Genomic DNA, 24,250 nt, shown 5'->3' on the forward strand with positions numbered 1-24,250 from the left:
ATTTGTTGGTCTTTGATTAATTGCGCAAACTTGAAGTAAAACGCCGCGCCGAAGATCCGGTAAGAATCTTGCTGGCGCGGCGGGACTAAACAGCACCGCAGTGCGTGCGTTTAGCCTTTTTTGACTTCCTTGACTTCCGCGTCCACCACATTGTCGTCGGCCGCCTGGGCTGCCGACCCGCCAGCACCTGCCTGCGGCTGCTCGCCGCCTGCAGATGCACCCGCAGCGGCTTCCTTGGCCTGCATGTCGGCGTACATCTTTTCGCCTAGTTTCTGGCTGGCCGTCATCAGTGCGGTGTTCTTCTCATCAATCGAGGCCTTGTCGTCACCCTTGAGGGCGTCTTCCAGGTCCTTGATGGCCGTTTCGATTTTTTCCTTCTCGCCGGCTTCGAGCTTGTCACCGTACTCGGTCAGGCTCTTGCGAACACTGTGCACGCTGGCATCTGCCTGGTTCTTGGACTGGACGAGTTCCAGTTTTTTCTTGTCATCAGCGGCATTGAGTTCAGCATCTTTCACCATCTGCTGAATCTCGGCTTCCGTCAGACCCGAGTTGGCCTTGATCGTGATCTTGTTCTCTTTGCCTGTGCCCTTGTCCTTCGCGCCCACATGCAGGATGCCGTTGGCATCAATGTCAAACGACACTTCAATCTGTGGCGTGCCACGGGCTGCCGGTGGAATGCCTTCGAGGTTGAACTCACCGAGCATTTTGTTGCCGGCAGCAATCTCCCGCTCACCCTGAAACACCTTGATCGTCACGGCAGGCTGGTTATCGTCAGCCGTCGAGAACGTCTGTGCAAACTTGGTGGGAATCGTGGTGTTCTTGGTGATCATCTTGGTCATTACGCCACCCATGGTCTCAATACCCAGGCTCAGCGGTGTCACGTCCAGCAACAACACGTCCTTGCGGTCACCCGCCAGCACCTGGCCCTGAATCGCAGCGCCTACGGCAACGGCTTCATCCGGGTTCACGTCCTTGCGTGGCTCCTTGCCGAACAGCTCCTTGACCTTCTCCTGCACTTTGGGCATGCGGGTCATGCCGCCGACCAGAATCACGTCGTGGATGTCGGCCACGTTGACACCCGCATCCTTGATGGCTGTGCGGCACGGCGCAATGGTGCGCTCAATCAGTTCTTCCACCAGGGATTCAAGCTTGGCACGGGTCAGCTTGACGCTCAAGTGCTTCGGACCCGACGCATCGGCTGTCACGTAAGGCAGGTTGATGTCGGTCTGCGCGCTGCTGGAGAGTTCGATCTTGGCTTTCTCGGCGGCTTCTTTCAGACGCTGCAGTGCCAATACGTCTTTGCCCAGATCCACGCCTTGTTCCTTCTTGAACTCGGCAATGATGTAGTCGATGATGCGCTGGTCGAAGTCTTCGCCGCCCAGGAAGGTGTCACCGTTGGTAGACAACACTTCGAACTGCTTTTCGCCGTCAACATCGGCGATTTCGATGATGGACACGTCAAAGGTTCCGCCGCCCAAGTCATACACAGCAATCTTGCGATCACCTTTTTCGTTTTTGTCCAAGCCAAACGCCAGGGCCGCAGCGGTAGGTTCGTTGATGATGCGCTTGACATCCAGACCGGCAATGCGGCCTGCATCCTTCGTGGCTTGACGTTGTGCGTCATTGAAGTACGCAGGCACTGTAATGACGGCCTCGGTCACTTCTTCACCGAGGTAATCTTCCGCAGTCTTCTTCATCTTGCGCAGAATGTCCGCACTAACTTGCTGGGGCGCCATGCGGTTACCGCGCACTTCAACCCATGCGTCGCCGTTGTCGGCAGCGGCAATCTTGTACGGCATCAGATCGATGTCTTTTTGTACTTCTTTTTCCGCGTATTTACGGCCGATCAGGCGCTTGACTGCGTACAAAGTATTCTTGGGATTGGTCACCGACTGGCGCTTGGCCGACGCACCAACCAGAACCTCACCGTTTTCCTGGTAGGCAATGATGGACGGCGTCGTGCGCGCGCCCTCAGAATTCTCAATAACCTTGGGCGTATTGCCCTCCATGATGGCTACGCACGAATTGGTGGTACCGAGGTCGATGCCGATGATTCTTCCCATGATTTACTCCTGCTATTTTGAAAAATTCAGATGGTGGTAACTTGAAGACAGTTTTGTGGATTTCAAGTACCGATTGGGTAACAGACTGCCTGTGGCCAAGCGGGTTGGCACTCAAGCTGGCTGATCCGCTTATTTGGGGGCCGAAACAGTTACCAAGGCGGGGCGCAGAACGCGGTCCGCGATTGAATAACCCTTTTGCAGCAGGCTGACAACGGTATTGGCTTCCAACTCCGACGGCACCATGCTGATGGCCTGGTGCTGGTGTGGGTCAAATTTCGTACCTGCCGCCGGGTTGATGGCAACCACCTTGTTGCGCTCCAGTGCGGCGGTCAACTGCCGAAGGGTCGCTTGCGCACCTTCACGGATCTGCTCGGGCGTCGCGTCCTTGATGATGAGACCCGCTTCCAGACTGTCGGCTACGGGCAGCAGGCTTTCGGCGAAGCTTTCCACGGCGAACTTGCGCGCCTTGGATATTTCTTCCTCCGCGCGTCGGCGTGCGTTCTCAGCTTCCGCTTTGGCACGCAGATACTGGTCTGCCAAGTCGCTGCTTTTGGCCTTTAGCGCGGCGAGTTCCGCCTGGGCATCGACCAATGCGTCGACGCCATGAGAGGCCTGTGCGGCCGCCAGGTCTTCAGTGCTTTGGTACTGGGCTGCGCCAGCGGCGGCTTGATTGGGTTGGGATTGGTTGTCAGACATGCGTGGTGCGTCGGGTGTTGAACTTGTCCACTGGAAGTGGGGGCTCAAAAATGCAGTTCAAGGGGCGCGCGACGTTTTTGTCGCGCCAGATTGCACAGGCAATCCTGAATGTGTCAGGGATCAGCCCGCGACGGCCAGCAATTCCACGTCGAACTTCAAGGTTGCGTTAGGGGGAATCACGCCACCGGCGCCACGCGCGCCGTAACCCAGCGCTGCCGGAATGATCAGGGTACGTGCACCGCCAACCTTCATGCCCGCAACACCTTCGTCCCAGCCACGGATCACCATGCCGGCACCCAAGCTGAACACAAATGGATCATTGCGGTCTTTGCTGGAATCAAACTTGGCACCTTGTACGTCATTGTTGTACAGCCAGCCGGTGTAATGCACGGTGACGCTTTGCCCCTTGGTCGCGACTGGGCCCGTGCCTTCGGTGGTGTCTGTGTACTGGAGTCCAGTGGCGGTAGTTTGCATTGCAGATCCTTTGTGCTGAAAGTGGGGTGGAATGCGGCGACGCGAATGGCCGAGCAGCATTCTCGAAAACGTTAAATTATGCCGCAGACAAAAAAAGACAGGCTCTGCCTGTCTTTGCTTCCTGTGAGGCCTGAATGGCCTTAATGGGAGGAGTTACTTGATTTTCTTGGCTTGCCCGCTCGCCCATTTGGCCGCAAACGCCTGCAGGTCGCCCAATCGCTTGAGTAAATCTGTGCCCATGGGGGTTACCGAGTAGCCATCGCTACCGTGCGTCATCAGGCCCGCTTCGCGCAGTTCCTTGATTCGCGTGTTCAGGGTGTTGGGAGTGATGCCTCCAACGCTGTCCTGAAGCAAACGGAATGTCTGGGCGTGCCCATCGCGTAGCGCCCAAAGGACACGCATGGCATAGCGTGATTCCAGCAAACTTAGCAACTGGCCAATCACGGCCGATTCTTTCAAACTCATTAACTACCTCTCCTCAATGCGGTTTCTGGCCGGCCAACTGAGCGGCCCATCTGACCGCTGTGGCAGTTTATCGCTCAGCATATTAAATCAGTCGAAACTATATCGCAGTTTTCTTCATGCTACAAGTTTCATAGCTGACTTTATTGGCCGTTGGCGCCTTGTCAGCAAACGATGGAGATGCTAAGGTTGCGCAGGTCGGCGCCATGTGGCGCCCTTTGGAGACTTTCATGGTGTTTAATTTTGAGCAAGTCCACAACTACTACGAGCGCCTCGTATTTGAAGAGGTGGCTCGCCGCGCTGAGGGCTTTCCTGACTTCACCGCCGATATGCTGGGAGATGTGGCCTGCGTTGCTCTCAATCGTCTTCCCGCGCGGTACGTGCGCCATGATGTCGATCTGATGTTCTATTTGACTGAACAGGAGCGCCACGCCATTGAGCTCTCCCTGGAGGAGGTTCTGCAGTTCGCATTTGGCTTCGTAAAGGAGCGGGCGACCAAAGCGGGACGTTGAAAGGTTGCGTGCAATTTGGCCGTCAGGCCAACGACTACTGCACGTCCGGTACCGCCCCATCCCGTTCCAACGGTAAGTGGCAACCTGTGAGCGCCAACGCGCCACCGGCCAACCCGTGACCCAGCCAGCACCTGCATGCCAGGCGTGGTCGCCACGGGTTTGGCGCCCTTACAGGTTGTCGGTGAAGCTGCGCAGCTTGTCCGAGCGGCTGGGGTGTTTGAGTTTGCGCAGCGCCTTGGCCTCAATCTGGCGAATGCGCTCGCGCGTCACGTCAAACTGCTTTCCGACTTCTTCCAGTGTGTGGTCGCTGGTCATCTCGATACCAAAGCGCATGCGCAGTACCTTGGCTTCGCGTGGCGTCAGGCTATCCAGAATGTCCTTGACCACATCGCGCAGGCCCGCTTGCATTGCGGCTTCCATGGGCGCGGTGTTGGCACCGTCTTCAATGAAGTCGCCCAAGTGGCTGTCGTCATCATCACCAATGGGTGTTTCCATGGAAATCGGCTCTTTGGCGATCTTCATGATCTTGCGGATCTTGTCTTCCGGAATCTCCATGCGCTCGGCCAATACGCTGGCGTCGGGCTCAAAGCCAAACTCCTGCAAGTGCTGACGGCTGATGCGGTTCATCTTGTTGATGGTTTCGATCATATGCACCGGGATACGGATGGTGCGGGCCTGGTCTGCAATGGAGCGGGTGATGGCCTGGCGAATCCACCAGGTGGCGTAGGTCGAGAACTTGTAGCCGCGACGGTATTCGAACTTGTCTACCGCTTTCATCAAACCGATATTGCCTTCCTGGATCAGATCCAGGAACTGCAGACCGCGGTTCGTGTATTTCTTGGCAATGGAGATAACCAGGCGCAAATTGGCCTCGATCATTTCCTTCTTGGCAGCACGTGACGCGTATTCGCCAGCATTCATGCGCTTGTTGATGTCCTTGAGCTGGTCAAGCGGCACCACCACGCGGGATTGCAGGTCTGTGAGTTTTTGCTGCAAGTCCTGCACAGGCGGGATATTGCGGCCCATGACCGCGCTCCACGATTTGCCGGCTGCGGCTTGCTTCTCAATCCATTTCAGGTTCAACAACTGCGAAGCAACCTTGTTGCCGTTCTTGTCGCGGCCGCTGAAGTCCGCAATGAAGTTTTCCTGGGGGTAACCGCACTTGTCCACGATAATGCGACGCAATTCGCGCTCTTTCTTGCGGACGTCGTCCACTTGGCCGCGAACCATGTCGCACAGCTTCTCAATGGCCTTGGCCGTGAAGCGGATGGACATCAACTCTTCGCTCAATGACTTCTGTGCTTTGGTGTAGCTCGGCGTACCGTAGCCTTCCTTGTCATAAATCTTGTGGATCTTTTCAAAATACTCGCGCAAGCGGTCAAAACGCTCTAGGGCTTGCTTTTTGAGTTCTTCCAGCTTCTTGGTCAGCGCTTTGGAGCCGCCCTTGCCGTCGTCGTCATCGGCCTCGTCGAATTCGTCGAAGTCCTCTTCCGCCACGTAGTCATCGGCTTCGTTGGGGTTGGAGAATCCGTCCACAATGGTAGTGATAACCACCTTGCCTTCGCGGATGTCTTCGCCCAGCCGCAAGATTTCAGCAATGGTGGCAGGCGACGCGCTGATGGCCTCCATCATCGCCATCAAGCCGCCTTCGATGCGCTTGGCAATCTCGATCTCGCCTTCACGCGTCAGCAGTTCAACCGTGCCCATTTCGCGCATGTACATACGCACCGGGTCCGTGGTGCGGCCAAACTCGCTGTCCACCGTGGACAGCGCGGCTTCGGCTTCTTCTTCGGCTTCTTCGGCGGTGGCCGCCGTGGAGACATTGTTGTTGAGCAACAGGGTTTCCGCGTCAGGCGTTTGTTCGTATACCGCCACGCCCATGTCGTTCAACATGGAGATCACCACTTCCAGCGTTTCCGCATCGACCAGCTTGTCGGGCAAGTGGTCGGAGATTTCGCCGTGCGTGAGGTAGCCACGGGTTTTTCCCAGCGTAATCAGGGCTTTGAGGCGCGCCCGGCGCTTGGCGATGTCTTCTTCGGAGAGGACGGTTTCGTCCAGGCCAAACTCTTTCATCAAGGCGCGTTCTTTCGCCTTGCTGATCTTCATGCGCAGGGGTTTGACCTTTTCGCCGGTGGGCGTGGTCACGACTGCTTCCGGCTCGCCTACCAAATCGGACTCGATGTCCGACATGTCCATATCGTCACCTGTCGACTCGACCGCGCCCTTGGGCTTGCGTCCACGCTTGGCGCCAGTTTTTGCCGGGGCATCAGATTCTGCCGCCGCTGCCTTGGGTGGGCGTCCTGGCTTCTTCTTGACGGTCGCACCCGCATTCAAAAGGGCGTCTGCCGCTTCCTTCAATTGTTGGGCTTTTGATTTGGTCACAGGTGGCTTGGATGCGGGCACGGAATGGGCTTTCTTATCGGACTTCGGCGGAGGCTGAACAGCTTTGACGGACTTTTGAGCAGGCATGCGAAAACCTCGGAACATCAAAAAAAACAGGCGAACAGAACAAGTGCCACTTAGGCCTCAAACATCGCTTGCTTAGCGAATGTTGCTGGCATGGCAGGGAATTACATTTCCCACTGGCAAGATGTGAGGGCGAACATTTGGAATGCAATCCTTGCGGTAAGGTGGCCGGTTGTGATCTTGTCAACGCTTGGCCTGGACCGGAGGTGCTGCTGTCGCACTTGCCTATACAACCTTGGATTATAGCGTTGAATCAGGATTTTTCCAGCTGCAACGCCAATTGAAGCCCGCGCTCCTTCAATTCCTGGTAGCGTTTCAGGGCTGTCGGGTCGGTCCCGGAGGCCGCTATGGCTTCGTTTTGCTGCAGCTTGATCCGGTCCATCAGCATGCGGTTGAGGAGGTCCCGCAACTCGGGGCCGGCCTCGTTTGAAGGTTCACCGGCGGGTTGCGCGGCGAGTGCCGAGTCCGACATCAGCCGCAGGGCCAGTTCTTCTGCCAGATGGCCCTGAAGTGCTTCGCGCCAGGCCGACCATGTCAGTGGACCGTGCTCATGCAACTGGCTTTCCAGCCAGGTAAACAAAGGCCCGTGGGGCGCTGGGAGCTCGCACAGCAGGCTGTGGTCTTCACTGGATAGCGTCTCCCATAGCTCCGTGTGGCCCAGCAGGATACGTGTGGCGTGGTCGGCGCGGCTGGCGGGCAGGGCGCGCCCGGGTGCGCGCAGGCGCGTGGCCCGGTAGCTATCGCGGTCCTTCCATTGACCGTAGCGCTTGGGCTTGCCCCCGTCTTCGGGCGCACCGTCCTTGTGCCAGGTGGGCTCGGCGGCGAAGCCATTGCCACTGCTTCTGGGTACGGGTGCCGCAGGCATCCACAGTGCGGTGAGTTCCTGGCTGCCTAGTTGTACCTGGGTTGCCAATTCGGACAGCAGCTGCATCTTCAGCGCACCCTCGGGCAGCAGCAGCCATAGCGGCTTGGCGTTAGCAGCCATGTGGGCGCGACCCTCGGCGGTCGTCAGGTCACAGTCTTCGCGTGCTGCGTCGATCAAAAAACGGCTTAAGGGAGTGGCTTCGCTCACGTAGCGTGCGAAAGCCTCTTTGCCGTTGGCGCGTATGTAACTGTCGGGGTCGTGCTCAGCCGGCAAAAAAAGAAACTTGATGCTGCGCACATCGGTGGCATAGGGCAGGGCCGCGTCCAGCGCCTTGCGGGCGGCGCGCCGCCCGGCGGCGTCGCCGTCAAAGCTGAATACGACGGCATCCGTAAACCGGAACAGCTTGTGCACATGGTCATTGGTGCAGGCGGTGCCCAGCGTGGCTACGGCGTTGGGGAAACCCAGCTGCGCCAGCGCCACCACGTCCATATAGCCTTCGGTTACCAGCGCATAACCCTGTTCACGCAAGGCGTTGCGCGCTTCAAACAAGCCGTAGAGCTCGCGCCCTTTGCTGAACACCGGGGTTTCAGGCGAGTTGAGGTACTTCGGCTTCTCGTCGCCCAGCACGCGGCCACCAAAACCGATGCATTCGCCCTTGATGTTGCGAATGGGAAACATGACGCGGTCACGAAACCGGTCGTAGCGCTTTTCTTCGGTTACGCCTTCTTCGGCATGGGCGATGACCAGGCCGCTTTCCACCAGCAGCGGGTCGTCGTAGTGGGGGAACACGCTGGCCAGACTGCGCCAGCCTTCGGGCGCATAGCCCAGGCCAAACTGCTTGGCAATCTCGCCCGACAGGCCGCGCCCTTTCAGGTATTGCACCGCTTTTGGGGAAATTTTGAGCTGGTGGCGGTAGGCTTCCCCGGCCTTTTCCAGCACGTCAGTGAGGGTGTTCTGCTTTTGGCGATGCTCTAGTGCACGGGCACGGTCTTCGGGCGAGGCATCGTCCTCGGGAATCTGCATTCCGTATTGCTGCGCCAGATCCTTGACTGCTTCCACAAAGGTCATACCCGCGTGATCCATCAAAAAGCTGATGGCATTGCCGTTCTTTCCGCAGCCAAAGCAGTGGTAGAACTGTTTGGTAGGGCTGACCGAGAACGAGGGTGACTTTTCCCCATGAAACGGGCATAGCCCCATGAAGTTGGCGCCCCCCTTCTTGAGCTGCACATAGCGACCCACTATCTCCACCACGTCAGTGCGGGCGAGCAGTTCCTGGATGAACGTTTGGGGGATGGCCATGGGGTGATTGTAGAAACAAGGGTGCCCGTGTCCGTACGGTTTCAGGGCAGGTGACGGAGTACCGGCGTATGATTTGCTATGAATTGAATAGCTGCCTTCGCAATGAATACGGGGGCTGCAGGCCCATTTGATCGAAAATTTTTGCCGCCAATGCTTTCCTGCATTTTTTCTTCAGTGGGCGTCGACCTGCCAAAGCCACCGGATACCTTGATTCGATTGACGACTTCACACAGTTAGACTGAGCCAACCGGCTGCGGAACATCGCCGGTTCAAACAGGAGATTTCACGCATGCGCCATCGGATTTGGACCCCCAACCTGCATGCCGCACTGCTGCTCGGCGCAATCGCGATGACGGTGCAAGTGCCGTGCAGGGCTGCCTCGCTGGCCCCGGTGGCCGCCGAGCGCGGCATGGTGGTCACCGCGCAGCATCTGGCTTCCCGGGTGGGTGTCGATGTGCTGAAGAAGGGCGGCAACGCCATCGACGCGGCCGTCGCGGTGGGCTATGCGCTGGCCGTGGTCTACCCCGCGGCGGGCAACCTGGGCGGTGGCGGGTTCATGACCCTGCAATTGGCGGATGGGCGCAAGACCTTTCTCGATTTTCGGGAAAAGGCGCCCTTGTCTGCCAGTGCCAACATGTATCTGGACCCGGCGGGTAATGTCATCAAGGGTTTGAGCACCACCGGCCACCTGGCGGTGGGGGTTCCCGGCACGGTCTCGGGAATGGAATGGGCCCGTGTGCAGTACGGCACGATGGGGCGGTCTGCCCTGCTGGCGCCCGCCATTGCGTTGGCCGACCGCGGTTTTGTGCTGGAGCAAGGCGATGTCGACCTTCTGCGCACGGCTACGGATAGCTTTAAAAAGGACCCGGCCAGCGCTGGTGTCTTCCTGAACAAAGGCGAAGCCTTTGCTGTGGGGCAAAAATTGGTGCAAAAGGACTTGGCCAAGACGCTCCGGACGATCAGCCAACGAGGTGCGGACGGTTTTTACAAAGGCTGGGTCGGCCGTTCCCTTGTGGCGTCCAGCCACGCGGGCAATGGTCTGATCACCCAGGCTGATCTGGACCAGTACCAGACCCGCGAATTGGCGCCAGTTGAATGCGACTACCGGGGGTTTCATATAGTGTCTGCACCGCCGCCCAGTTCCGGCGGCGTGGTGATTTGCGAGATGCTCAACATCCTCGAGGGCTATCCGCTGACGGAGTTGGGTTACCACTCGGCGCAAGCTGTGCACTACCAGATCGAGGCCATGCGCCATGCCTATGTGGACCGCAACAGCACCCTGGGTGACCCCGACTTCGTGCAGAACCCGCTGGCGCGTTTGCTCAGTAGCGCATATGCCGAGCAGATCCGCGCGGTGATTGATCCCCATAAAGCCGGCGTCTCCAGTGAGATCAGGCCCGGCACCGCGCCGCATGAAGGTTCCAACACCACCCACTACTCGATCGTCGACCACTGGGGCAATGCGGCGTCCGTCACCTACACCTTGAACGACTGGTTCGGCGCCAAAGTCATGGTGCCCACAACCGGGGTGCTGCTCAACAACGAAATGGACGACTTCACCGTCAAGCCCGGCGTGCCCAACCTCTATGGTTTGGTGCAGGGTGCCACCAATGCCATTGCCCCCGGCAAGCGGCCCTTGTCCTCCATGAGCCCGACCATCGTGACCCAGGACGGCAAACCGGTGCTGGTACTGGGCACACCCGGTGGCAGCCGCATCATCACCGCCGTGTTGCAAACCATCATCAACACCATTGACTACCGGATGAATGTGCAGGAGGCCGTCGATGCGCCGCGGTTTCACCAGCAATGGCTGCCCGATGTGACCAATATCGAGCCCTATGCCCTGTCACCGGATACGGCCCAACGGTTGACGGAGATGGGCCACAAGCTGGGCGCGCCGCAGCCAGCCAATCACCTGGCAGCTATTCTGGTCGGTGCGCCATCCATCGGCGGCAAGCCGGTTGGCAATAATCGCTTCTATGGTGCCAATGATCCCCGTCGCAACACGGGCCAGGCGCTGGGCTACTGAACCAGGAGTTAACCGTGTCACTTTTCAAACGCTGGGCTCTGGCCCTTGTCCTGTCGGTAGCCCAACTCCCTACTGCGTTCGCCTTGACGGACACGCCCGCCAACGCGGTGCAAGTGGTGCCACCGGTGTTGGTTCCCTTCGCATCGGACGAGGGGCTTGCCCGCTTGGCGCGGTCCACAGCCCGGAGTGATTTTGGGGCGCTGGCCAACCAGTTTGAAGCCCAGTCCAACGGTGCCTTCTGCGGCCCCACCTCGGCGGCCATCGTGCTGAACACGGTCCGGGGGCGCAGCAGCGAACTGCCCCGTGACCGCAGCCGCTTGCGCCCGGAAGACCTGCAATTCATGCCGGCCAGTGCCGATCTCAGCGTTCCCCGTTTTACCCAGGACAACGTGATTCCCCAAGGCAAAAAGACCCGTGCGCAAGTGCTGGGGGAACCGGTAACGATCAACGGCAAGCAGATCAAGGATTTTGGCTATCAGACCCGCCAACTCGACGAAATGCTCAGTGCCAATGGGCTGGTCACGCGCCTGAAAATCGTTGACGACGGCAAGCCCGAGCAAGAAATACGTACGGATTTGATCGAGAACCTCACCCGCCCCGGTGATTACGTCATCGTGACTTACCGGCGTGAGGCCGTGGGTCAGCCGGGTGGCGGGCATATTTCCCCATTGGGTGCCTACGACGCGCTGTCTGACTCCTTCCTGGTGCTGGATGTGAACCCTGCCAGCGCGGGCTGGGTCTGGATGCCCGCAGCCACGCTGATCAAAGGCATGCGCACCTTTGATACGGTGGAGAACCGCGGCTACATCCTGATCGATTCGCGTTGATGCGCGGCCGACACCCCGCAGCACACTATTTCTGCTTCGGCACGCGCCCCATCAAATAGAACTCGGGGTTGGGCAGCATGCCCGACATATTGGCCATGCGGTTGGACAGGCCAAAGAACGCGGTGATGGCGCCGATGTCCCAGATGTCTTCGTCGTCAAAGCCATGCGCATGCAGGGCGGTGAAGTCACCTTCTTCGATTTCGTCGGAGTGCAGGCATACCTTCATCGCAAAGTCCAGCATGGCGCGCTGGCGCGGCGTGATGTCGGCCTTGCGGTAGTTCACGCTTACCTGGTCTGCGACCAACGGTTTCTTCTCGTAAATGCGCAGAATCGCACCGTGGGCCACCACGCAATACAGGCAGTGGTTGGCAGCGCTGGTGGTGGTGACGATCATCTCGCGGTCGCCCTTGCTAAGGCTGGAGCCCTCGCGCAGCATCACCGCATCGTGGTACGCAAAAAATGCGCGCCACTCGGCCGGGCGGCGGGCAAAGGCCAGAAACACATTGGGCACAAAGCCTGACTTCTCTTGCACCTCCAGAATCTTGGTGCGAATGTCCTCAGGCAAGGTGTTCAGGTCGGGCAGGGGATAGCGTGGTGTTTGGGTCATGGTATGGGCTGAAATTATGCCAAGTCGAAGCGATCCAGATTCATCACCTTGTTCCAGGCCGCCACAAAATCACGCACGAAGGCCTCTTGCGAGTCGCCGCAGGCATAGACTTCTGCCAGCGCCCGGAGCTGGGAGTTTGAGCCAAACACGAGATCGATAACGGTACCGGTCCACCGGGGCGCACCCGTCTTGCGGTCGCGACCTTCCATCATGCCCTCAGACGTGGCGGACTTTTGCCACTGTGTATTCATGTCGAGCAGGTTCACAAAAAAGTCATTGCTCAGGGTCTCTGGGCGTTGGGTGAACACGCCGTGCTGCACCTGGCCGACGTTCGCGTTCAGCACGCGCAGGCCACCAATCAATACGGTCATCTCGGGGGCCGTCAACGTCATCAATTGCGCCTTGTCCACCAGCAACTCGGCCTGTGCACCGTCAAGCCCTTTGCGGACGTAGTTGCGGAAGCCGTCTGCGGTCGGCTCCAGGACCGCGAACGCGTGAACATCGGTCTGCTCTTGCGACGTGTCCGTGCGCCCCGGCGCAAAGGGAACGGTCACCGAAACACCGGCTTTCTTTGCCGCAGCCTCGACAGCGGCGCAGCCGCCCAGAACGATCAGGTCAGCCAGCGAGATCTTTTTGCCGTTGGATTGCGCGCCGTTGAATGCGTGCTGGATCGCGTCCAGCTGGGTCAGCACTTTGGCCAGTTCGGTTGGCTGGTTGACTTCCCAGTCTTTTTGCGGTGCCAGGCGGATGCGCGCCCCGTTGGCTCCGCCGCGTTTGTCGCTGCCACGGAACGTGGCTGCCGAAGCCCAAGCGGTTGTGACCAGTTGGGAGATGGAAAGGCCGGACGCGAGAACCTTGGTTTTCAGGTCTGCGATGTCCTGCGCGTTGACCAGCGCATGGTCCACTTCGGGGACCGGGTCCTGCCAGATCAGCACTTCTTGTGGCACCAACGGGCCGAGGTAGCGGGCGAGCGGGCCCATGTCGCGGTGCGTCAGCTTGAACCAGGCGCGGGCGAACGCATCGGCGAACTCCGCGGGGTTGGCCATGAAGCGGCGCGAGATTTTTTCGTAGACCGGGTCCATGCGCATCGCCATGTCGGCGGTGGACATCATCGGCGCGTGGCGCTGGGTGGGGTCATGCGCGTCCGGCACGGTGCCGGCGCCTGCCCCGCCTTTGGGCTTCCATTGCTGTGCGCCGGCGGGGCTCTTGGTCAGCTCCCACTCGTATCCGAACAGGGTCTCGAAATAGCTGTTGTCCCACTGGATGGGGGTGGGGGTCCAGGCGCCTTCCAGGCCGCTGCTGATCGTGTGGACGCCCTTGCCGCTGCCAAAGCTGTTCTTCCAGCCCAGTCCCTGCTCCTCAATGCCTGCGGCTTCCGGCTCGGGGCCAACGTACTGGCCCGGATCAGCCGCGCCGTGGGTCTTGCCAAAGGTGTGGCCGCCAGCGGTCAGCGCCACGGTCTCCTCGTCGTCCATCGCCATGCGGGCGAAGGTTTCGCGGATGTCGCGCGCCGACCCGAGTGGATCCGGCTTGCCATTCGGGCCTTCTGGGTTTACGTAAATCAGGCCCATCTGCACGGCAGCGAGCGGGTTGTCAAGATCACGGTCACCGCTGTAGCGCTGGTCGTCCAGCCACTTGCCCTCGGGGCCCCAGTACGTGTCTTCCTCGGGCTCCCAGATGTCTTCGCGGCCACCGGCGAAACCGAAGGTTTTGAAGCCCATCGAATCCAGTGCGACGGTGCCGGTCAGGACGATCAGGTCGGCCCACGAAATCTTGCGGCCGTATTTTTGCTTGATGGGCCACAGCAGGCGACGCGCCTTGTCGAGGCTGACATTGTCTGGCCAGCTGTTGAGGGGCGCGAACCGCTGCGCGCCGTTGCCTGCGCCCCCGCGCCCATCGGCAATGCGGTAGGTGCCCGCCGAATGCCAGGACAGGCGGATAAAGAAGGGCCCGTAGTGGCCGTAGTCTGCGGGCCACCAGTCCTGTGAGTCCGTCATCAGGGCATGCAGGTCCTTGACCACGGCGTTCAGGTCAAGGCTCTTGAATTCGGCGGCGTAGTTGAAGTCCGTGCCCATGGGATCGGACTTGGCAGAGTGCTGGTGCAGGATTTTCAGGTTCAGCTGGTTCGGCCACCAGTTGGCATTTCCCGGGGCACCCGCCACAGTGTGTTTGCGTGCGTCACCCGAGAACGGGCATTGGGCTTCGTTGGACATGAATCTCTCCTTGGGTTATCAACTATTTCTAATGAATACCAGTCTAGAGTTTGGGGCGCCATTGAACAAGCCAATTCTGCCAATAGCACCTATAGCGAGGAACAATGAAGCCGCCGGAGCCCTGCGCCTGCCGACTACTTTGGGGCTGCGGCAAGCTGGTTAACATGACGCTTTTTTCTGAAAGGCGTAACCATGAACTCCCCCGTGCCTGCTAATACGCACAAGCTCCCGCCCGAATCTGCCTTTGATAAGGGCCTGGCCACGCGCAAACTGGTCATGGGCGACGACTTTGTGGCAACGGCCTTTGCCAACGCCACACCATTTACCCAGCCCATTCAGGAGCACATCACGCGTGCGGCATGGGGCGACGTGTGGCAGCGCCCGGGGCTGGATCTGAAGACCCGCAGTCTGATCACCGTGGCCATGCTGACCGCCCTGGGCAAACAAAACGAGCTCAAAGGACACGTGCGCGGCGCGCTCAACAACGGCGCCACGGTAGAAGAAATTCAGGAAGTGTTGCTGCACGCCACGGTGTACTGCGGCGTGCCTGCGGCGGTCGAGGCCTTTCGTACCGCCAATGAGGTGGTAGGCGCCGCAGCAAAGGGCTAAACAGGCGTCTAGCGGTTGTCGTGAATCTGCGTGGGCGCAAATCCCGTGTCTTCATCCTCGTCGTCCAGTTCAGGTTGCACCAGCGCGGCTTTTTTGGAAGCTTGCTTCCCGTCTGCCTTTGCGCCCGCACTCCAGAAGCTGGGTCCCGGCAGTTGGGTATGCGGGCATCCACAGTCCGGCGCAAATTTCCAGGAAAACTGGTACCTGTTTGCGTCTGCTGCAGGGTCAATGCGCCGGAAGCCGTCGAGCAGTTCCTTCTGGATCGCCGGCGCGTATTGCATCAGCCCGTCATGCCATTTGAGAACCACCAGCTGCAGCAACAGTGCTTCGCGCTGGTCCGACAGCAGCATGGGGGCGACTTCACCCGCAATCCAGCTGGACGGAATGCCCTGACGCCGCAAGACGTTGTGCAGGGTCAGGCGCACCATCTCGCGCTGGGTAGAGCTGATCTGGTCCGTTTCCGCCGACGGTCCCGCCGCCCCATCCGCTACCCCCGGCTTGGAACGGCCAAGGCCAAAAAATTCAAACATGCAGTGTGCTCCCGTCTTGCCTGGAAAATTGGTGAACACGAGTGTAGCTGACACCCATCGGTCACCAAGCAGGGGGGTCAGGTTTTACGTTTGACCAGCCTGCCAAACCACTGGCCCATGTCATCGATGAGGGTGAACACGGCAGGAATCACCAGCAGACTCAAAAGCGTCGATGTGATCAGTCCACCAATAACCGCCACCGCCATGGGACTTCGGAAGCTGCTGTCGGCAGCGCCCCAGCCCACGGCCAGCGGAAGCATGCCGGCGCCCATCGCCAGGGTGGTCATGACGATGGGGCGGGCCCGCTTGTGGCAGGCATCCAGCAGGGCGTCCATGCGGCTCAGACCATGGTCCCGACGCGCCACGATGGCGTACTCCACCAGTAAAATGGAATTCTTGGTGGCAATGCCCATCAGCATGATCAGGCCGATCAGCGAAGGCATTGAAAAGCTTTTCCCCGTCAGCAGCAGCGCGACAAAAGCCCCCCCGAGGGACAAGGGCAGGGCGGCCAGAATGGTCACCGGGTGCAACAAGCTTTTGAACAGCAGCACCAGCACGATGTAGATGCAGATCACTCCGGTCAGCATCGCCAGGCCGAAGCTGGCAAACAGCTCGCCCATCACCTCGGCATCGCCGAGTTCGAGTTGTTTTACTCCCGCTGGCAGGTTCTGGATGCTGGGGAGCTTCTGCACGGCAGCGGTCACATCACCCAGAGGGGCACCCGATAGCTCCACTTCGAACGTGATGTTGCGCGCGCGGTTAAGCCGGTCAATCACCGCCGGGCCGCCGGACATTTCCAGTGTGGCAACCTGGCTCAGCATCACCGGGCCTTTCGCGCCGGGCACGGCGAGGCGGCCGAGCACCTCCAGGTCCTGGCGGGCCGAGTCAGCCAGCTTCACCACGATAGGCACCTGCCGCTGGCTCAGGTTGAGCTTGGCCAATGCGGTGTCGTAGTCGCCGACCGTGGCAATGCGCAAGGTTTCACCAATAGCCGAGCTGGTAACGCCCAGGTCAGCCGCGCGCGCAAAGTCGGGTCGTACGGCAATCTCCGAGCGGATCAGGCTGGCGCTGGACGTGATGCTGCCCAGGTTGGGGATGGTTCGCAGGTCTTTCTCCACGGCGGCGGCGGCAGTGGCAAGGGCGTTTGGATCCTCGCCAGTCAGCACCAACTGGTATTTTTCACCCGACCCACCCAGGCCCACCTTGCTGCGCACGCCGGGCAACTCGGCCATGGCGGTGCGAATCGCATTCTCGATGCCCTGCTTGCGCGGGCGCTGGCCGCGCTCGGTCAGCAGCACGGTGAGGGTGGCCTTGCGGACTTCCGTGGTGCCCGCCGGGGCGAAGGGGTCAGAACCCGCCGCGCCGCCGCCCACGGTGGTGTAGACGCTGCGGATATGGTCCACCTTGGTCAGCAGCTGGCGCGCGTGTTCGGCTGCGTCGCGGGTCTGGGTCAGCGTGGAGCCCGGAGGCAACTCGATGTAGACCTGCGTCTGCGAGTTGTCGTCTGGCGGAATAAACCCCTGGGGCAACAGCGGAATGAGCAGGATGGAGCCCACAAAAAATACACCGGCGGCCGCCACCGTCAGCCAGCGGTGGCTCAGCGCCCACTGACTGGCTTTGAGGTAGATGCCCATCCAGAAAGGGTCCTGGTGCGCGCGGGGGCTGCGTTTCATCACGTAGGCGGCCATCATGGGCGTCAGCACCCGGGCAACCACCAGCGAGGCAAACACGGCTAGCGCCGCAGTCCAGCCAAACTGTTTGAAGAATTTGCCCGGAATGCCCGCCATGAACGCGGTGGGCAGAAACACGGCAATCAGCGTGAAGGTGGTGGCCACCACGGCCAGCCCGATTTCGTCGGCTGCTTCCATGGCCGCCTGGTAGGGCGTCTTGCCCATGTTCAGGTGACGCTCGATGTTCTCCACTTCCACGATGGCATCATCCACCAGCACGCCAATGACCAAAGACAAGGCCAGCAGTGTCACCGTGTTGATTGAAAAGCCCAGGTAGTGAATGCCGATGAAGGCGGGAATCACGGACAGGGGCAGGGCCACGGCTGACACCAGCGTGGAGCGCCAGTTGCGCAAAAACAGCCACACCACCACCACCGCCAGCACCGCACCTTCCAGCAGCATCGTCATGGAGGCATCAAACTCTTCGGCCACCGGTGCCACAAAGTCAAACGCCTGGGTGAGTTCAATGTCGGGGTGCTGGGCTTTGAGCTCGTCCAGAGCCACTTTCACAGCGGCGCCCACCTCCACTTCGCTGGCGCCCTTGCTGCGGGTGATCTCAAAGCCCACCACGGGCACGCCGTTGAGCAGGGCAATGGCCCGCGGCTCGGCCACCGTGTCCTTGATGGTGGCGACGTCGCTCAGGCGCACGCGCTGGCCGTTGCTCAGGTTCAGTTCCAGTCGGGCCAGTTCGTCCGCGGATTTGACCGTTGCCAGCGTACGCATGGGCTGCTCGCTGCCACCCAGATCCGCCCGCCCGCCTGCGCTCTCGGTTTGTACCTGGCGCAACTGGCGTGAAATATCTGCCGCGCTGGCCCCCAGGGATTGCAGCTTGAGCGGATCCAGTGCCACGTCGACCTGGCGGGTCACACCGCCCACGCGTACCACCGAGCCCACGCCCTTGACGCCCAGCAGGCGGCGCGCCACGGTGTTGTCCACAAACCAGCTCAGGGCCTCGTCGTCCATTTGGGTGGACCGGATGGTGAGCGCCAGAATCGGTGCCCCCGACAGATTGATCTTGCTGACCACCGGGTCGCGCACGTCACTGGGCAGGTCGCTGCGCACGCCCTGCACGGCACTGCGCACATCGTCGATGGCTTCCTGGGTGGGTTTCTCCAGACGAAATTCCGCGGTAACGGTGACGCCACCGTCCTGCACCTTGGTGTAGATATTCTTGAGCCCTTGCAGCGGAGCAATGGCGTTCTCCAGCTTGCGGGCAACTTCGGTCTCCAATTGCGCGGGAGCCGCGCCGGGGAGGGACGCGCTGACGGTGACGGTCGGCAACTCCAGATCGGGGAATTGCTGCACCTTCATGGCTTGAAACGACAGCAGACCCGCAAAGGTCAGCAGGACAAACAGCATCACCGCCGGAATCGGGTTTTTGATGGACCACGCGGAAACATTCATGGTGCGTGCTCCTTATTTGCTAGCAGCTTGCGCAGGCTTTGCGGGGGCTACAGCACTATTGACTACACGAACCAGATCACCATCGCTCAGAAAACTGCCGCCGCTGGTGACCAGCGTGTCTTCGGGCTTTACGCCGCTGAGCACCTCAACTTGGTCACCCACCACACGGCCGGTCTGGACCTTGAGCTGGTTCACCCGGTTGTCGGTGCCGATGCGATAGACATAGCTGAAACCGTCACGCACCACGACTGCGGTTTGTGGCACGGTAAGGGCCTGCGAACTGCCCAGCTCGAACTCCCCGCGGGCAAACATGCCTGGCTTGAAACTGGCCCCGACGCTTTTGCCCTGGAGCGACCCGGCGGACACTTGCCGCGTATCCAGATCCACATAGACCAAACCGTTGCGGGTGGCCACATCCACCGTGGGCGACACCAGGCGCACGCGGCCTTTGGTTTGCGCGCCGCCGGGCGCGGTCACGGTGACCACGGTGCCCGGGGTCACGCGGGCGAGCTCGCTGGAGGTGACCTCACCGCGCCACTCCAGCCGGCCCTGGCGGATGAGCTTGAACATCTCGGTCCCTGCGCCCACCACCGATCCCACGGTGGCATTGCGCGCGGAGATGATGCCGCTGTCCGGGGCCAGTAGCTGGGTGTGTTTCAGGCGCAGCAACTGGGAGTCCAGTTGCGCTTTGGCGGACTCCACCCGGGCCCGGGCGGTTTGTTCCTGGGTCAGGTACTGGGTGACTTGCTGGGCACTGATGGCACCACTGCCTTGCACTGCGCGGGCGCGGTCGGCGTTGGCGGTGGCCTCGGCGGCGTTGGCTTGCGCTTCGGCAAAGCTCGCGCGGGCCAGAGCCACATCGGCCTGCACGCTTTCGGCGGCAAACGTCGCCAGAACCTGGCCACGCCGCACCACATCACCGATCTGGGCTTTGAGTTCCAGCACCCGCAGGCCTGCGACTTCGGAGCCCACGCTGGCTTCCTGCCATGCTGCCACGCCGCCGTTGGCGGCCAGCTTGATGGGCAGCGAGCCGGCGGTGGCGTGTGACCCTGTCACCGTCAGCGCTGCCTTGGGGGCTGCTGCCCCTTGTTTGGCGGTGTCAGCCGCCTGGGAGTGGGTCACAAAAAGACCCAGTGCGGCCAGCGTGATCAGGCTGGCGTACGCCAGGCCCAGGGTCAGGGGTTTGATTGCAAATCGGTTCATAAAAAGGTTCATGGTGTGCTCGCGTCGGGTCGATCCGGGGTGTTGGGGTCGGTGTCAAAAATCAGGGAGTGGCGTCGGGTTCAAAGCCGCCACCGAGTGCGCGGTACAGGGCAACCCATGCCAGATTGCGCTCCAGTGCCAGTGTGAGCACGGTGGACTCGAAAGTCAGTGCGTTGCGGCGCGCGTCCTCCAACTCGATCAGGCTGGCCAAGCCCTGGCCAAAACGCGCCTGGGTGGCCGCCAGTGATTCGGCATAGCCCTGCGATGAAATGGTGGCATCCGCGCTGCGAAGGTCGGTCGTATTCAGATTGACCAGCGCCACTTCCACCTCCCGTACGGCCTGGCGTACCTTGCCCTGGTACACCGCCACCACCGATTGGTAGTTGGCCTCGGCTGCCTGCACGGCCGCCACCCGCTGGCCGCCATCGAACAGGGGAACACTCAGTGACAGGGGTCCGAACGACCAGGTGGTCAGGTTTTGTTCGCCTGCGCCGCTGCTCACCCGCAGCGCGCCAATGGAGCCGTTAAGGCTCAGGCGTGGCAAGCGCTGTGCCTTCGCGCTGCCCACCTGGGCGCTGGCCACCACCACATCGCGTTCGGCGGCAAACACATCAGGGCGTTGGGAGATGGTCTGGGCGGGCACACTTGCTATCGAAACAGGAGCTGCCTGCGCAGGTTTTACGAGGGCTGCAGCCAGTTTTGACCGCAATTCTGGCTCGGGGAGGGCCGTCAGCGCCACCAGGCCTTTCGTGAACAGATCGCACTGCCCGGCCTGCTGAGTGAGGCGGCTGCTGCTGTCAGCGGCGCTGGCGCGTGCCATAGCGGCCAGCGAGGGCGCCACAAATCCGACCCGGGCGTTGATGGCCGTCAGCCGCGCAGTCTCCTGGCGGGATGCCGCATCGCGTTGCGCTACAGCCAACTGCTGGTTGCAGGTGGACAGGTTGTAGTAGAGGTTGGCCACCTCGGCGGCCACCGACACCCGTGCGTCGTGCCATTGGGCCTGCGTGCCCTGCACCTGGGCTTGTGCTGCATTGCTGACCGCGCGGTTGGCGCCGACCAGGTCCAGTTCCCACGCGGCCTGCAATCCTATTTGCTGGGTTGTTGCCACCGGCTCGTTGGGCAGGCTGACGCCGCGGCTGGCGCTCATCTGGGCACTCACGCCGGGTAGCAGCGCGGCATGGGCCGTGGCTTGCTGTGAACGGGCCGCCTCAATCCGCGACAGTGCCTGCGCCACCGAAGGGTTCACGCCCTGGGCGGCGGTGATCAGTTCTGCCAGCAAGGGGTCACCTTGCTGTTGCCACCACTGGGCCAGTGCGCCGACTGTGCCCTGGTGAGGCAAGGGCGCCTGCCACTGCGGCGCAACCACCGGGCTCACCCGGGTGGGCGGCATCAGGGTGGAGCAGGCGGACAGTGCCAGCATGGCTGCCAGGGATGCGAGTTTGTGAAAGGGGTGCGAGATCATGGGAGGGACTTGCGGGTTGAGTGGGAAGGGGGCATCTGTGCCGTGCGACGTCGTGTTTCGGCGTCGACCAAAGCCATCGCGTAGGACACCAGCCGATCGCCATACTGATCCAGGGCGCCGGGTGCGGCCATCAGCTGCGGGCGAACAGCGTTGATCACATCGCTGCCGACGTGCAGCATCATGCCCAGGCCCGCGATGGAGAAAGCCAGCCGGTGGATGTCGTCGTCCGCTTCAGTGGCATTCAGGTGGCGGCACAGAACGCCCACCAGTGCCATGTGTGCGGGCTTGATGTGGGTGTCAATTTCTTCCTGCCAGACCCCCGTGGGTTCCAGCATTTCGCGAAAGTGCAGTTTCATGCACTGCTGCATCACTTGCCCCTGTTTGAGCGGCTCCACAAACCCCCGAAACATGCCTGCAATGGCCTGCTCAAGGCTTAAGGCGGCGCCATCCATGATCTGGGTCGATACATCCGGATTGCAGCGCGGATCGAGCCAGACCGCGCGGTACAGGCCGGCCTTGTCGCCAAAATAGTAGCTGATGGAGGCGATGTTGACTTGTGCGGCCAGCGCAATCTCGCGGGTGGAGGTCTTGGTGAATCCTTTTTCTGCGAATAACGCCAGGGCTGCTTCCAGCAGGCGGTTGCGCGCCTCGGCGCCATCGCTGCGCAGCGGCTTGGCCGCAGTGGGGGATAAGACTGAAGTTGGCATGGGCACGATTCTATCGAGTTAAATCAAACGTTTGATTTAACTAAGCCGTACGCAGTGTGGGGCTATGGCGGGCTATCCGGCCATCAGCTTGTGAACCAGATCCCCGGTGGTGGACGATTTGTACTTGCGCATCAGGCGTGCGCGGTAGATTTCGACGGTGCGGTGGCTGATGGCGAGCGTCTTGCCGATTTGCTTGGAGGTCAGGCCCTGCATCAGGTGGGCCGCCACTTCGCGCTCGCGCGGGGTCAGTTCGGCCTTGACGGGGCGGCGCGCGCTCAGGTCTTCAAATGACCAGATGCCCGCTTCGTGCGGCGCTTCGCGGTTCAGCGCCCGTCCCGTCACGTGGCACCAAAAGGCTTCGCCCCTGAGGCGACCATCCAGGCGGCGCATGATGCGGTCATCGGCATAGGTGCCACTGCGGTTCAGGATGGGGCTGATGCGTGCGCCGGTGCGCTCGAACTCGTCCGCGCTGGGGTACAGCACCTGAAAGGATTGGCCGATCAGCTGCTCCCGTGTCGTGCCAAACATCTCGCACAGGCGCTGGTTGCAGTCCATGATGGTGCGGTTGCGCGAGAGCGCCAGGCCCACCGGGGCCAGGTCAAACGCCAGCTGGTAGTCAATATCCGTGGGCATAGGGTTTGGCTTTACGAAAAACTACGTACAGGGATAGGTAGTATCGTAGGGCGATTGATTCTTCACAGGAGACTGTTTCAATGAACAAGATTTTTCCCAGTGCAGCCCAGGCGCTGCAAGGCATTGTCCACGACGGCCAGCTCATGGCGGTGGGTGGTTTTGGCCTGTGCGGCATTCCCGAAGCGCTGATCGATGCGCTGCGTGACAGCGGCGTCAAGGACCTGACAGTTATCTCCAACAACGCAGGTGTTGATGGCTTTGGCCTGGGTAAGCTGCTGGAAACCCGCCAGATCAAAAAAATGATTTCCAGCTACGTGGGCGAGAACAAGGAGTTTGAGCGCCAGTACCTGGCCGGTGAACTGCAGCTGGAATTCACGCCTCAGGGCACGCTGGCAGAAAAGCTGCGTGCGGGCGGTGCCGGCATTCCGGCGTTCTACACCCGCACGGGCGTGGGCACGCTGGTGGCCGAAGGCAAGGAAACACGGGAGTTCAATGGCCATGTGCACGTCATGGAGCTTGCGCTGCTGCCTGATGTGTCGCTGGTCAAGGCCTGGAAGGCCGACAAGAGCGGCAACCTGATCTTCCGTCGCACTGCGCGCAACTTCAACCCGGCCGTTGCCATGGCCGGCAAGGTGACGGTGGTGGAGGTGGAAGAAATCGTGGAGACCGGTACTTTTGATCCCGACGCAGTGCACCTGCCCGGTATCTATGTGCACCGGATCGTGCTGAACGCGAACCCCGAAAAGCGCATTGAAAAGCGCACCATCACAGAAAAAGCAGGAGTCTGATCATGGCCTGGACACACGACCAAATGGCAGCGATTGCTGCACGCGAACTGCACGACGGGTTTTACGTCAACCTGGGTATTGGCTTGCCAACCCTCGTGGCCAACTTTGTGAATCCCGATATTGAAGTCTGGCTGCAGAGTGAAAACGGCATGCTCGGCATTGGCCCGTTCCCCACCGAAGACGCGGTCGATGCCGACCTTATCAACGCCGGCAAGCAAACCGTCACCACCATTCCCGGCTCCAGCATTTTTGGTAGCCATGACAGCTTTGCCATGATTCGCGGTGGCAAGATCAACCTGAGCATTCTGGGTGCCATGCAGGTCAGTGAAAAGGGCGATCTGGCCAACTGGATGATTCCTGGCAAGATGGTCAAGGGCATGGGCGGCGCCATGGACCTGGTGGCGGGCGTCAAGAGCGTAGTGGTGCTGATGGAGCACGTCGCCAAAAAGAAGGACGGCACCATCGACCTCAAAATCCTGCCCAGCTGCACGCTGCCATTGACGGGCGTGGGTGTGGTGGACCGCATCATCACCGATCTGGCCGTGTTGGACGTGACGCCGCACGGACTCAAAGTGGTTGAAATGGCACCGGGTGTCACCGCAGAAGAACTGCAGTCTAAAACCGGCGTACAACTGGTTTAGCCGACGTCCCACTGCGGGTAAGATGCTTCG

The 24,250-nt window shown here is 60.7% G+C and carries 20 protein-coding genes; 6 read left to right on the forward strand and 14 right to left on the reverse strand.

Annotated features, from left to right (window positions below; all coding sequences use genetic code 11):
• Nucleotides 1–110: 110 nt before the first annotated feature.
• The 4 genes from dnaK to AC097W_RS03370 form a co-directional block, all read right to left on the reverse strand.
• Entirely contained in the window at nt 111–2,063 is a 1,953-nt protein-coding gene (gene dnaK, locus AC097W_RS03355; protein ID WP_479600899.1) for a molecular chaperone DnaK, read from the reverse strand.
• 129 nt (nt 2,064–2,192) lie between these two features.
• On the reverse strand, nt 2,193–2,759 hold the full coding sequence (gene grpE / locus AC097W_RS03360) for a nucleotide exchange factor GrpE (protein ID WP_479600900.1): 567 nt from the start codon (nt 2,757–2,759) through the stop codon (nt 2,193–2,195).
• 120 nt (nt 2,760–2,879) lie between these two features.
• A complete protein-coding gene (locus AC097W_RS03365; RefSeq protein ID WP_479600901.1) occupies nt 2,880–3,233 on the reverse strand; it encodes an FKBP-type peptidyl-prolyl cis-trans isomerase in 354 nt (117 codons plus the stop codon).
• Nucleotides 3,234–3,386: 153 nt separating this feature from the next.
• Nucleotides 3,387–3,698 carry a winged helix-turn-helix transcriptional regulator gene (locus tag AC097W_RS03370; protein WP_479600902.1) on the reverse strand — a complete coding sequence of 104 codons (312 nt, stop codon included), beginning with the start codon at nt 3,696–3,698 and terminating at the stop codon, nt 3,387–3,389.
• A gap of 227 nt (nt 3,699–3,925) precedes the next feature.
• Between AC097W_RS03370 and AC097W_RS03375 the strand changes: the two genes are divergently transcribed.
• The gene (locus AC097W_RS03375) at nt 3,926–4,207 is read left to right on the forward strand and encodes a late competence development ComFB family protein (protein WP_479600903.1); all 282 of its coding nucleotides are present in this window, start codon (nt 3,926–3,928) and stop codon (nt 4,205–4,207) included.
• A gap of 168 nt (nt 4,208–4,375) precedes the next feature.
• Here AC097W_RS03375 and rpoD read toward each other — a convergent pair whose 3' ends face one another.
• Both rpoD and dnaG read right to left on the reverse strand, forming a co-directional pair.
• Nucleotides 4,376–6,676 (reverse strand): RNA polymerase sigma factor RpoD, encoded by a 2,301-nt coding sequence (gene rpoD / locus AC097W_RS03380; protein WP_479600904.1) that lies wholly within the window; start codon nt 6,674–6,676, stop codon nt 4,376–4,378.
• A 250-nt stretch (nt 6,677–6,926) separates the two neighbouring features.
• A complete protein-coding gene (dnaG, locus tag AC097W_RS03385) occupies nt 6,927–8,837 on the reverse strand; it encodes a DNA primase (RefSeq protein ID WP_479600905.1) in 1,911 nt (636 codons plus the stop codon).
• Between the two features lie 349 nt (nt 8,838–9,186).
• Between dnaG and ggt the strand changes: the two genes are divergently transcribed.
• Together ggt and AC097W_RS03395 are read left to right on the forward strand one after the other, a co-directional pair.
• Entirely contained in the window at nt 9,187–10,866 is a 1,680-nt protein-coding gene (gene ggt / locus AC097W_RS03390) for a gamma-glutamyltransferase (protein ID WP_479601290.1), read from the forward strand.
• 14 nt (nt 10,867–10,880) lie between these two features.
• A complete protein-coding gene (locus tag AC097W_RS03395; RefSeq protein WP_479600906.1) occupies nt 10,881–11,693 on the forward strand; it encodes a phytochelatin synthase family protein in 813 nt (270 codons plus the stop codon).
• 25 nt (nt 11,694–11,718) lie between these two features.
• Here AC097W_RS03395 and AC097W_RS03400 read toward each other — a convergent pair whose 3' ends face one another.
• Together AC097W_RS03400 and katG are read right to left on the reverse strand one after the other, a co-directional pair.
• Nucleotides 11,719–12,300 carry a peroxidase-related enzyme gene (locus AC097W_RS03400; protein ID WP_479600907.1) on the reverse strand — a complete coding sequence of 194 codons (582 nt, stop codon included), beginning with the start codon at nt 12,298–12,300 and terminating at the stop codon, nt 11,719–11,721.
• Nucleotides 12,301–12,314: 14 nt separating this feature from the next.
• A complete protein-coding gene (gene katG / locus AC097W_RS03405) occupies nt 12,315–14,513 on the reverse strand; it encodes a catalase/peroxidase HPI (protein ID WP_479600908.1) in 2,199 nt (732 codons plus the stop codon).
• Between the two features lie 192 nt (nt 14,514–14,705).
• Between katG and AC097W_RS03410 the strand changes: the two genes are divergently transcribed.
• Nucleotides 14,706–15,122 (forward strand): carboxymuconolactone decarboxylase family protein, encoded by a 417-nt coding sequence (locus AC097W_RS03410; RefSeq protein ID WP_479600909.1) that lies wholly within the window; start codon nt 14,706–14,708, stop codon nt 15,120–15,122.
• 8 nt (nt 15,123–15,130) lie between these two features.
• Here the strand turns inward: AC097W_RS03410 and AC097W_RS03415 are convergent, their stop codons facing one another.
• From AC097W_RS03415 to AC097W_RS03440, 6 genes are all read right to left on the reverse strand, one after another.
• The gene (locus AC097W_RS03415; protein ID WP_479600910.1) at nt 15,131–15,652 is read right to left on the reverse strand and encodes a hypothetical protein; all 522 of its coding nucleotides are present in this window, start codon (nt 15,650–15,652) and stop codon (nt 15,131–15,133) included.
• 77 nt (nt 15,653–15,729) lie between these two features.
• The gene (locus AC097W_RS03420; RefSeq protein WP_479600911.1) at nt 15,730–18,786 is read right to left on the reverse strand and encodes an efflux RND transporter permease subunit; all 3,057 of its coding nucleotides are present in this window, start codon (nt 18,784–18,786) and stop codon (nt 15,730–15,732) included.
• A 12-nt stretch (nt 18,787–18,798) separates the two neighbouring features.
• Complete coding sequence (locus AC097W_RS03425) at nt 18,799–20,001, reverse strand: efflux RND transporter periplasmic adaptor subunit (RefSeq protein ID WP_479600912.1); 1,203 nt, start codon at nt 19,999–20,001, stop codon at nt 18,799–18,801.
• Between the two features lie 49 nt (nt 20,002–20,050).
• Entirely contained in the window at nt 20,051–21,451 is a 1,401-nt protein-coding gene (locus AC097W_RS03430; protein WP_479600913.1) for an efflux transporter outer membrane subunit, read from the reverse strand.
• Nucleotides 21,448–22,158, reverse strand: a complete 711-nt coding sequence (locus AC097W_RS03435; protein ID WP_479600914.1) for a CerR family C-terminal domain-containing protein — start codon at nt 22,156–22,158, stop codon at nt 21,448–21,450. The genes AC097W_RS03430 and AC097W_RS03435 overlap by 4 nt, the downstream gene beginning before the upstream one ends.
• A 72-nt stretch (nt 22,159–22,230) precedes the next feature.
• The gene (locus AC097W_RS03440) at nt 22,231–22,791 is read right to left on the reverse strand and encodes a helix-turn-helix transcriptional regulator (RefSeq protein WP_479600915.1); all 561 of its coding nucleotides are present in this window, start codon (nt 22,789–22,791) and stop codon (nt 22,231–22,233) included.
• Between the two features lie 80 nt (nt 22,792–22,871).
• Between AC097W_RS03440 and AC097W_RS03445 the strand changes: the two genes are divergently transcribed.
• On the forward strand, nt 22,872–23,579 hold the full coding sequence (locus AC097W_RS03445) for a CoA transferase subunit A (RefSeq protein ID WP_479600916.1): 708 nt from the start codon (nt 22,872–22,874) through the stop codon (nt 23,577–23,579).
• Nucleotides 23,580–23,581: 2 nt separating this feature from the next.
• A complete protein-coding gene (locus tag AC097W_RS03450; protein ID WP_479600917.1) occupies nt 23,582–24,220 on the forward strand; it encodes a 3-oxoacid CoA-transferase subunit B in 639 nt (212 codons plus the stop codon).
• The last annotated feature ends 30 nt before the right edge of the window (nt 24,221–24,250 follow it).

The sequence above is a fragment of the Rhodoferax sp. GT1R46 genome (assembly GCF_056521285.1).

What these genes read in the sequence shown, in the direction of transcription:
- dnaK (WP_479600899.1), bottom strand. Translation starts at nt 2,063, where the DNA reads ATGGGAAGAATCATCGGCATCGACCTCGGTACCACCAATTCGTGCGTA.
- grpE (WP_479600900.1), bottom strand. Translation starts at nt 2,759, where the DNA reads ATGTCTGACAACCAATCCCAACCCAATCAAGCCGCCGCTGGCGCAGCC.
- AC097W_RS03365 (WP_479600901.1), bottom strand. Translation starts at nt 3,233, where the DNA reads ATGCAAACTACCGCCACTGGACTCCAGTACACAGACACCACCGAAGGC.
- AC097W_RS03370 (WP_479600902.1), bottom strand. Translation starts at nt 3,698, where the DNA reads ATGAGTTTGAAAGAATCGGCCGTGATTGGCCAGTTGCTAAGTTTGCTG.
- AC097W_RS03375 (WP_479600903.1), top strand. Translation starts at nt 3,926, where the DNA reads ATGGTGTTTAATTTTGAGCAAGTCCACAACTACTACGAGCGCCTCGTA.
- rpoD (WP_479600904.1), bottom strand. Translation starts at nt 6,676, where the DNA reads ATGCCTGCTCAAAAGTCCGTCAAAGCTGTTCAGCCTCCGCCGAAGTCC.
- dnaG (WP_479600905.1), bottom strand. Translation starts at nt 8,837, where the DNA reads ATGGCCATCCCCCAAACGTTCATCCAGGAACTGCTCGCCCGCACTGAC.
- ggt (WP_479601290.1), top strand. Translation starts at nt 9,187, where the DNA reads ATGACGGTGCAAGTGCCGTGCAGGGCTGCCTCGCTGGCCCCGGTGGCC.
- AC097W_RS03400 (WP_479600907.1), bottom strand. Translation starts at nt 12,300, where the DNA reads ATGACCCAAACACCACGCTATCCCCTGCCCGACCTGAACACCTTGCCT.
- katG (WP_479600908.1), bottom strand. Translation starts at nt 14,513, where the DNA reads ATGTCCAACGAAGCCCAATGCCCGTTCTCGGGTGACGCACGCAAACAC.
- AC097W_RS03410 (WP_479600909.1), top strand. Translation starts at nt 14,706, where the DNA reads ATGAACTCCCCCGTGCCTGCTAATACGCACAAGCTCCCGCCCGAATCT.
- AC097W_RS03415 (WP_479600910.1), bottom strand. Translation starts at nt 15,652, where the DNA reads ATGTTTGAATTTTTTGGCCTTGGCCGTTCCAAGCCGGGGGTAGCGGAT.
- AC097W_RS03420 (WP_479600911.1), bottom strand. Translation starts at nt 18,786, where the DNA reads ATGAATGTTTCCGCGTGGTCCATCAAAAACCCGATTCCGGCGGTGATG.
- AC097W_RS03425 (WP_479600912.1), bottom strand. Translation starts at nt 20,001, where the DNA reads ATGAACCTTTTTATGAACCGATTTGCAATCAAACCCCTGACCCTGGGC.
- AC097W_RS03430 (WP_479600913.1), bottom strand. Translation starts at nt 21,451, where the DNA reads ATGATCTCGCACCCCTTTCACAAACTCGCATCCCTGGCAGCCATGCTG.
- AC097W_RS03435 (WP_479600914.1), bottom strand. Translation starts at nt 22,158, where the DNA reads ATGCCAACTTCAGTCTTATCCCCCACTGCGGCCAAGCCGCTGCGCAGC.
- AC097W_RS03440 (WP_479600915.1), bottom strand. Translation starts at nt 22,791, where the DNA reads ATGCCCACGGATATTGACTACCAGCTGGCGTTTGACCTGGCCCCGGTG.
- AC097W_RS03445 (WP_479600916.1), top strand. Translation starts at nt 22,872, where the DNA reads ATGAACAAGATTTTTCCCAGTGCAGCCCAGGCGCTGCAAGGCATTGTC.
- AC097W_RS03450 (WP_479600917.1), top strand. Translation starts at nt 23,582, where the DNA reads ATGGCCTGGACACACGACCAAATGGCAGCGATTGCTGCACGCGAACTG.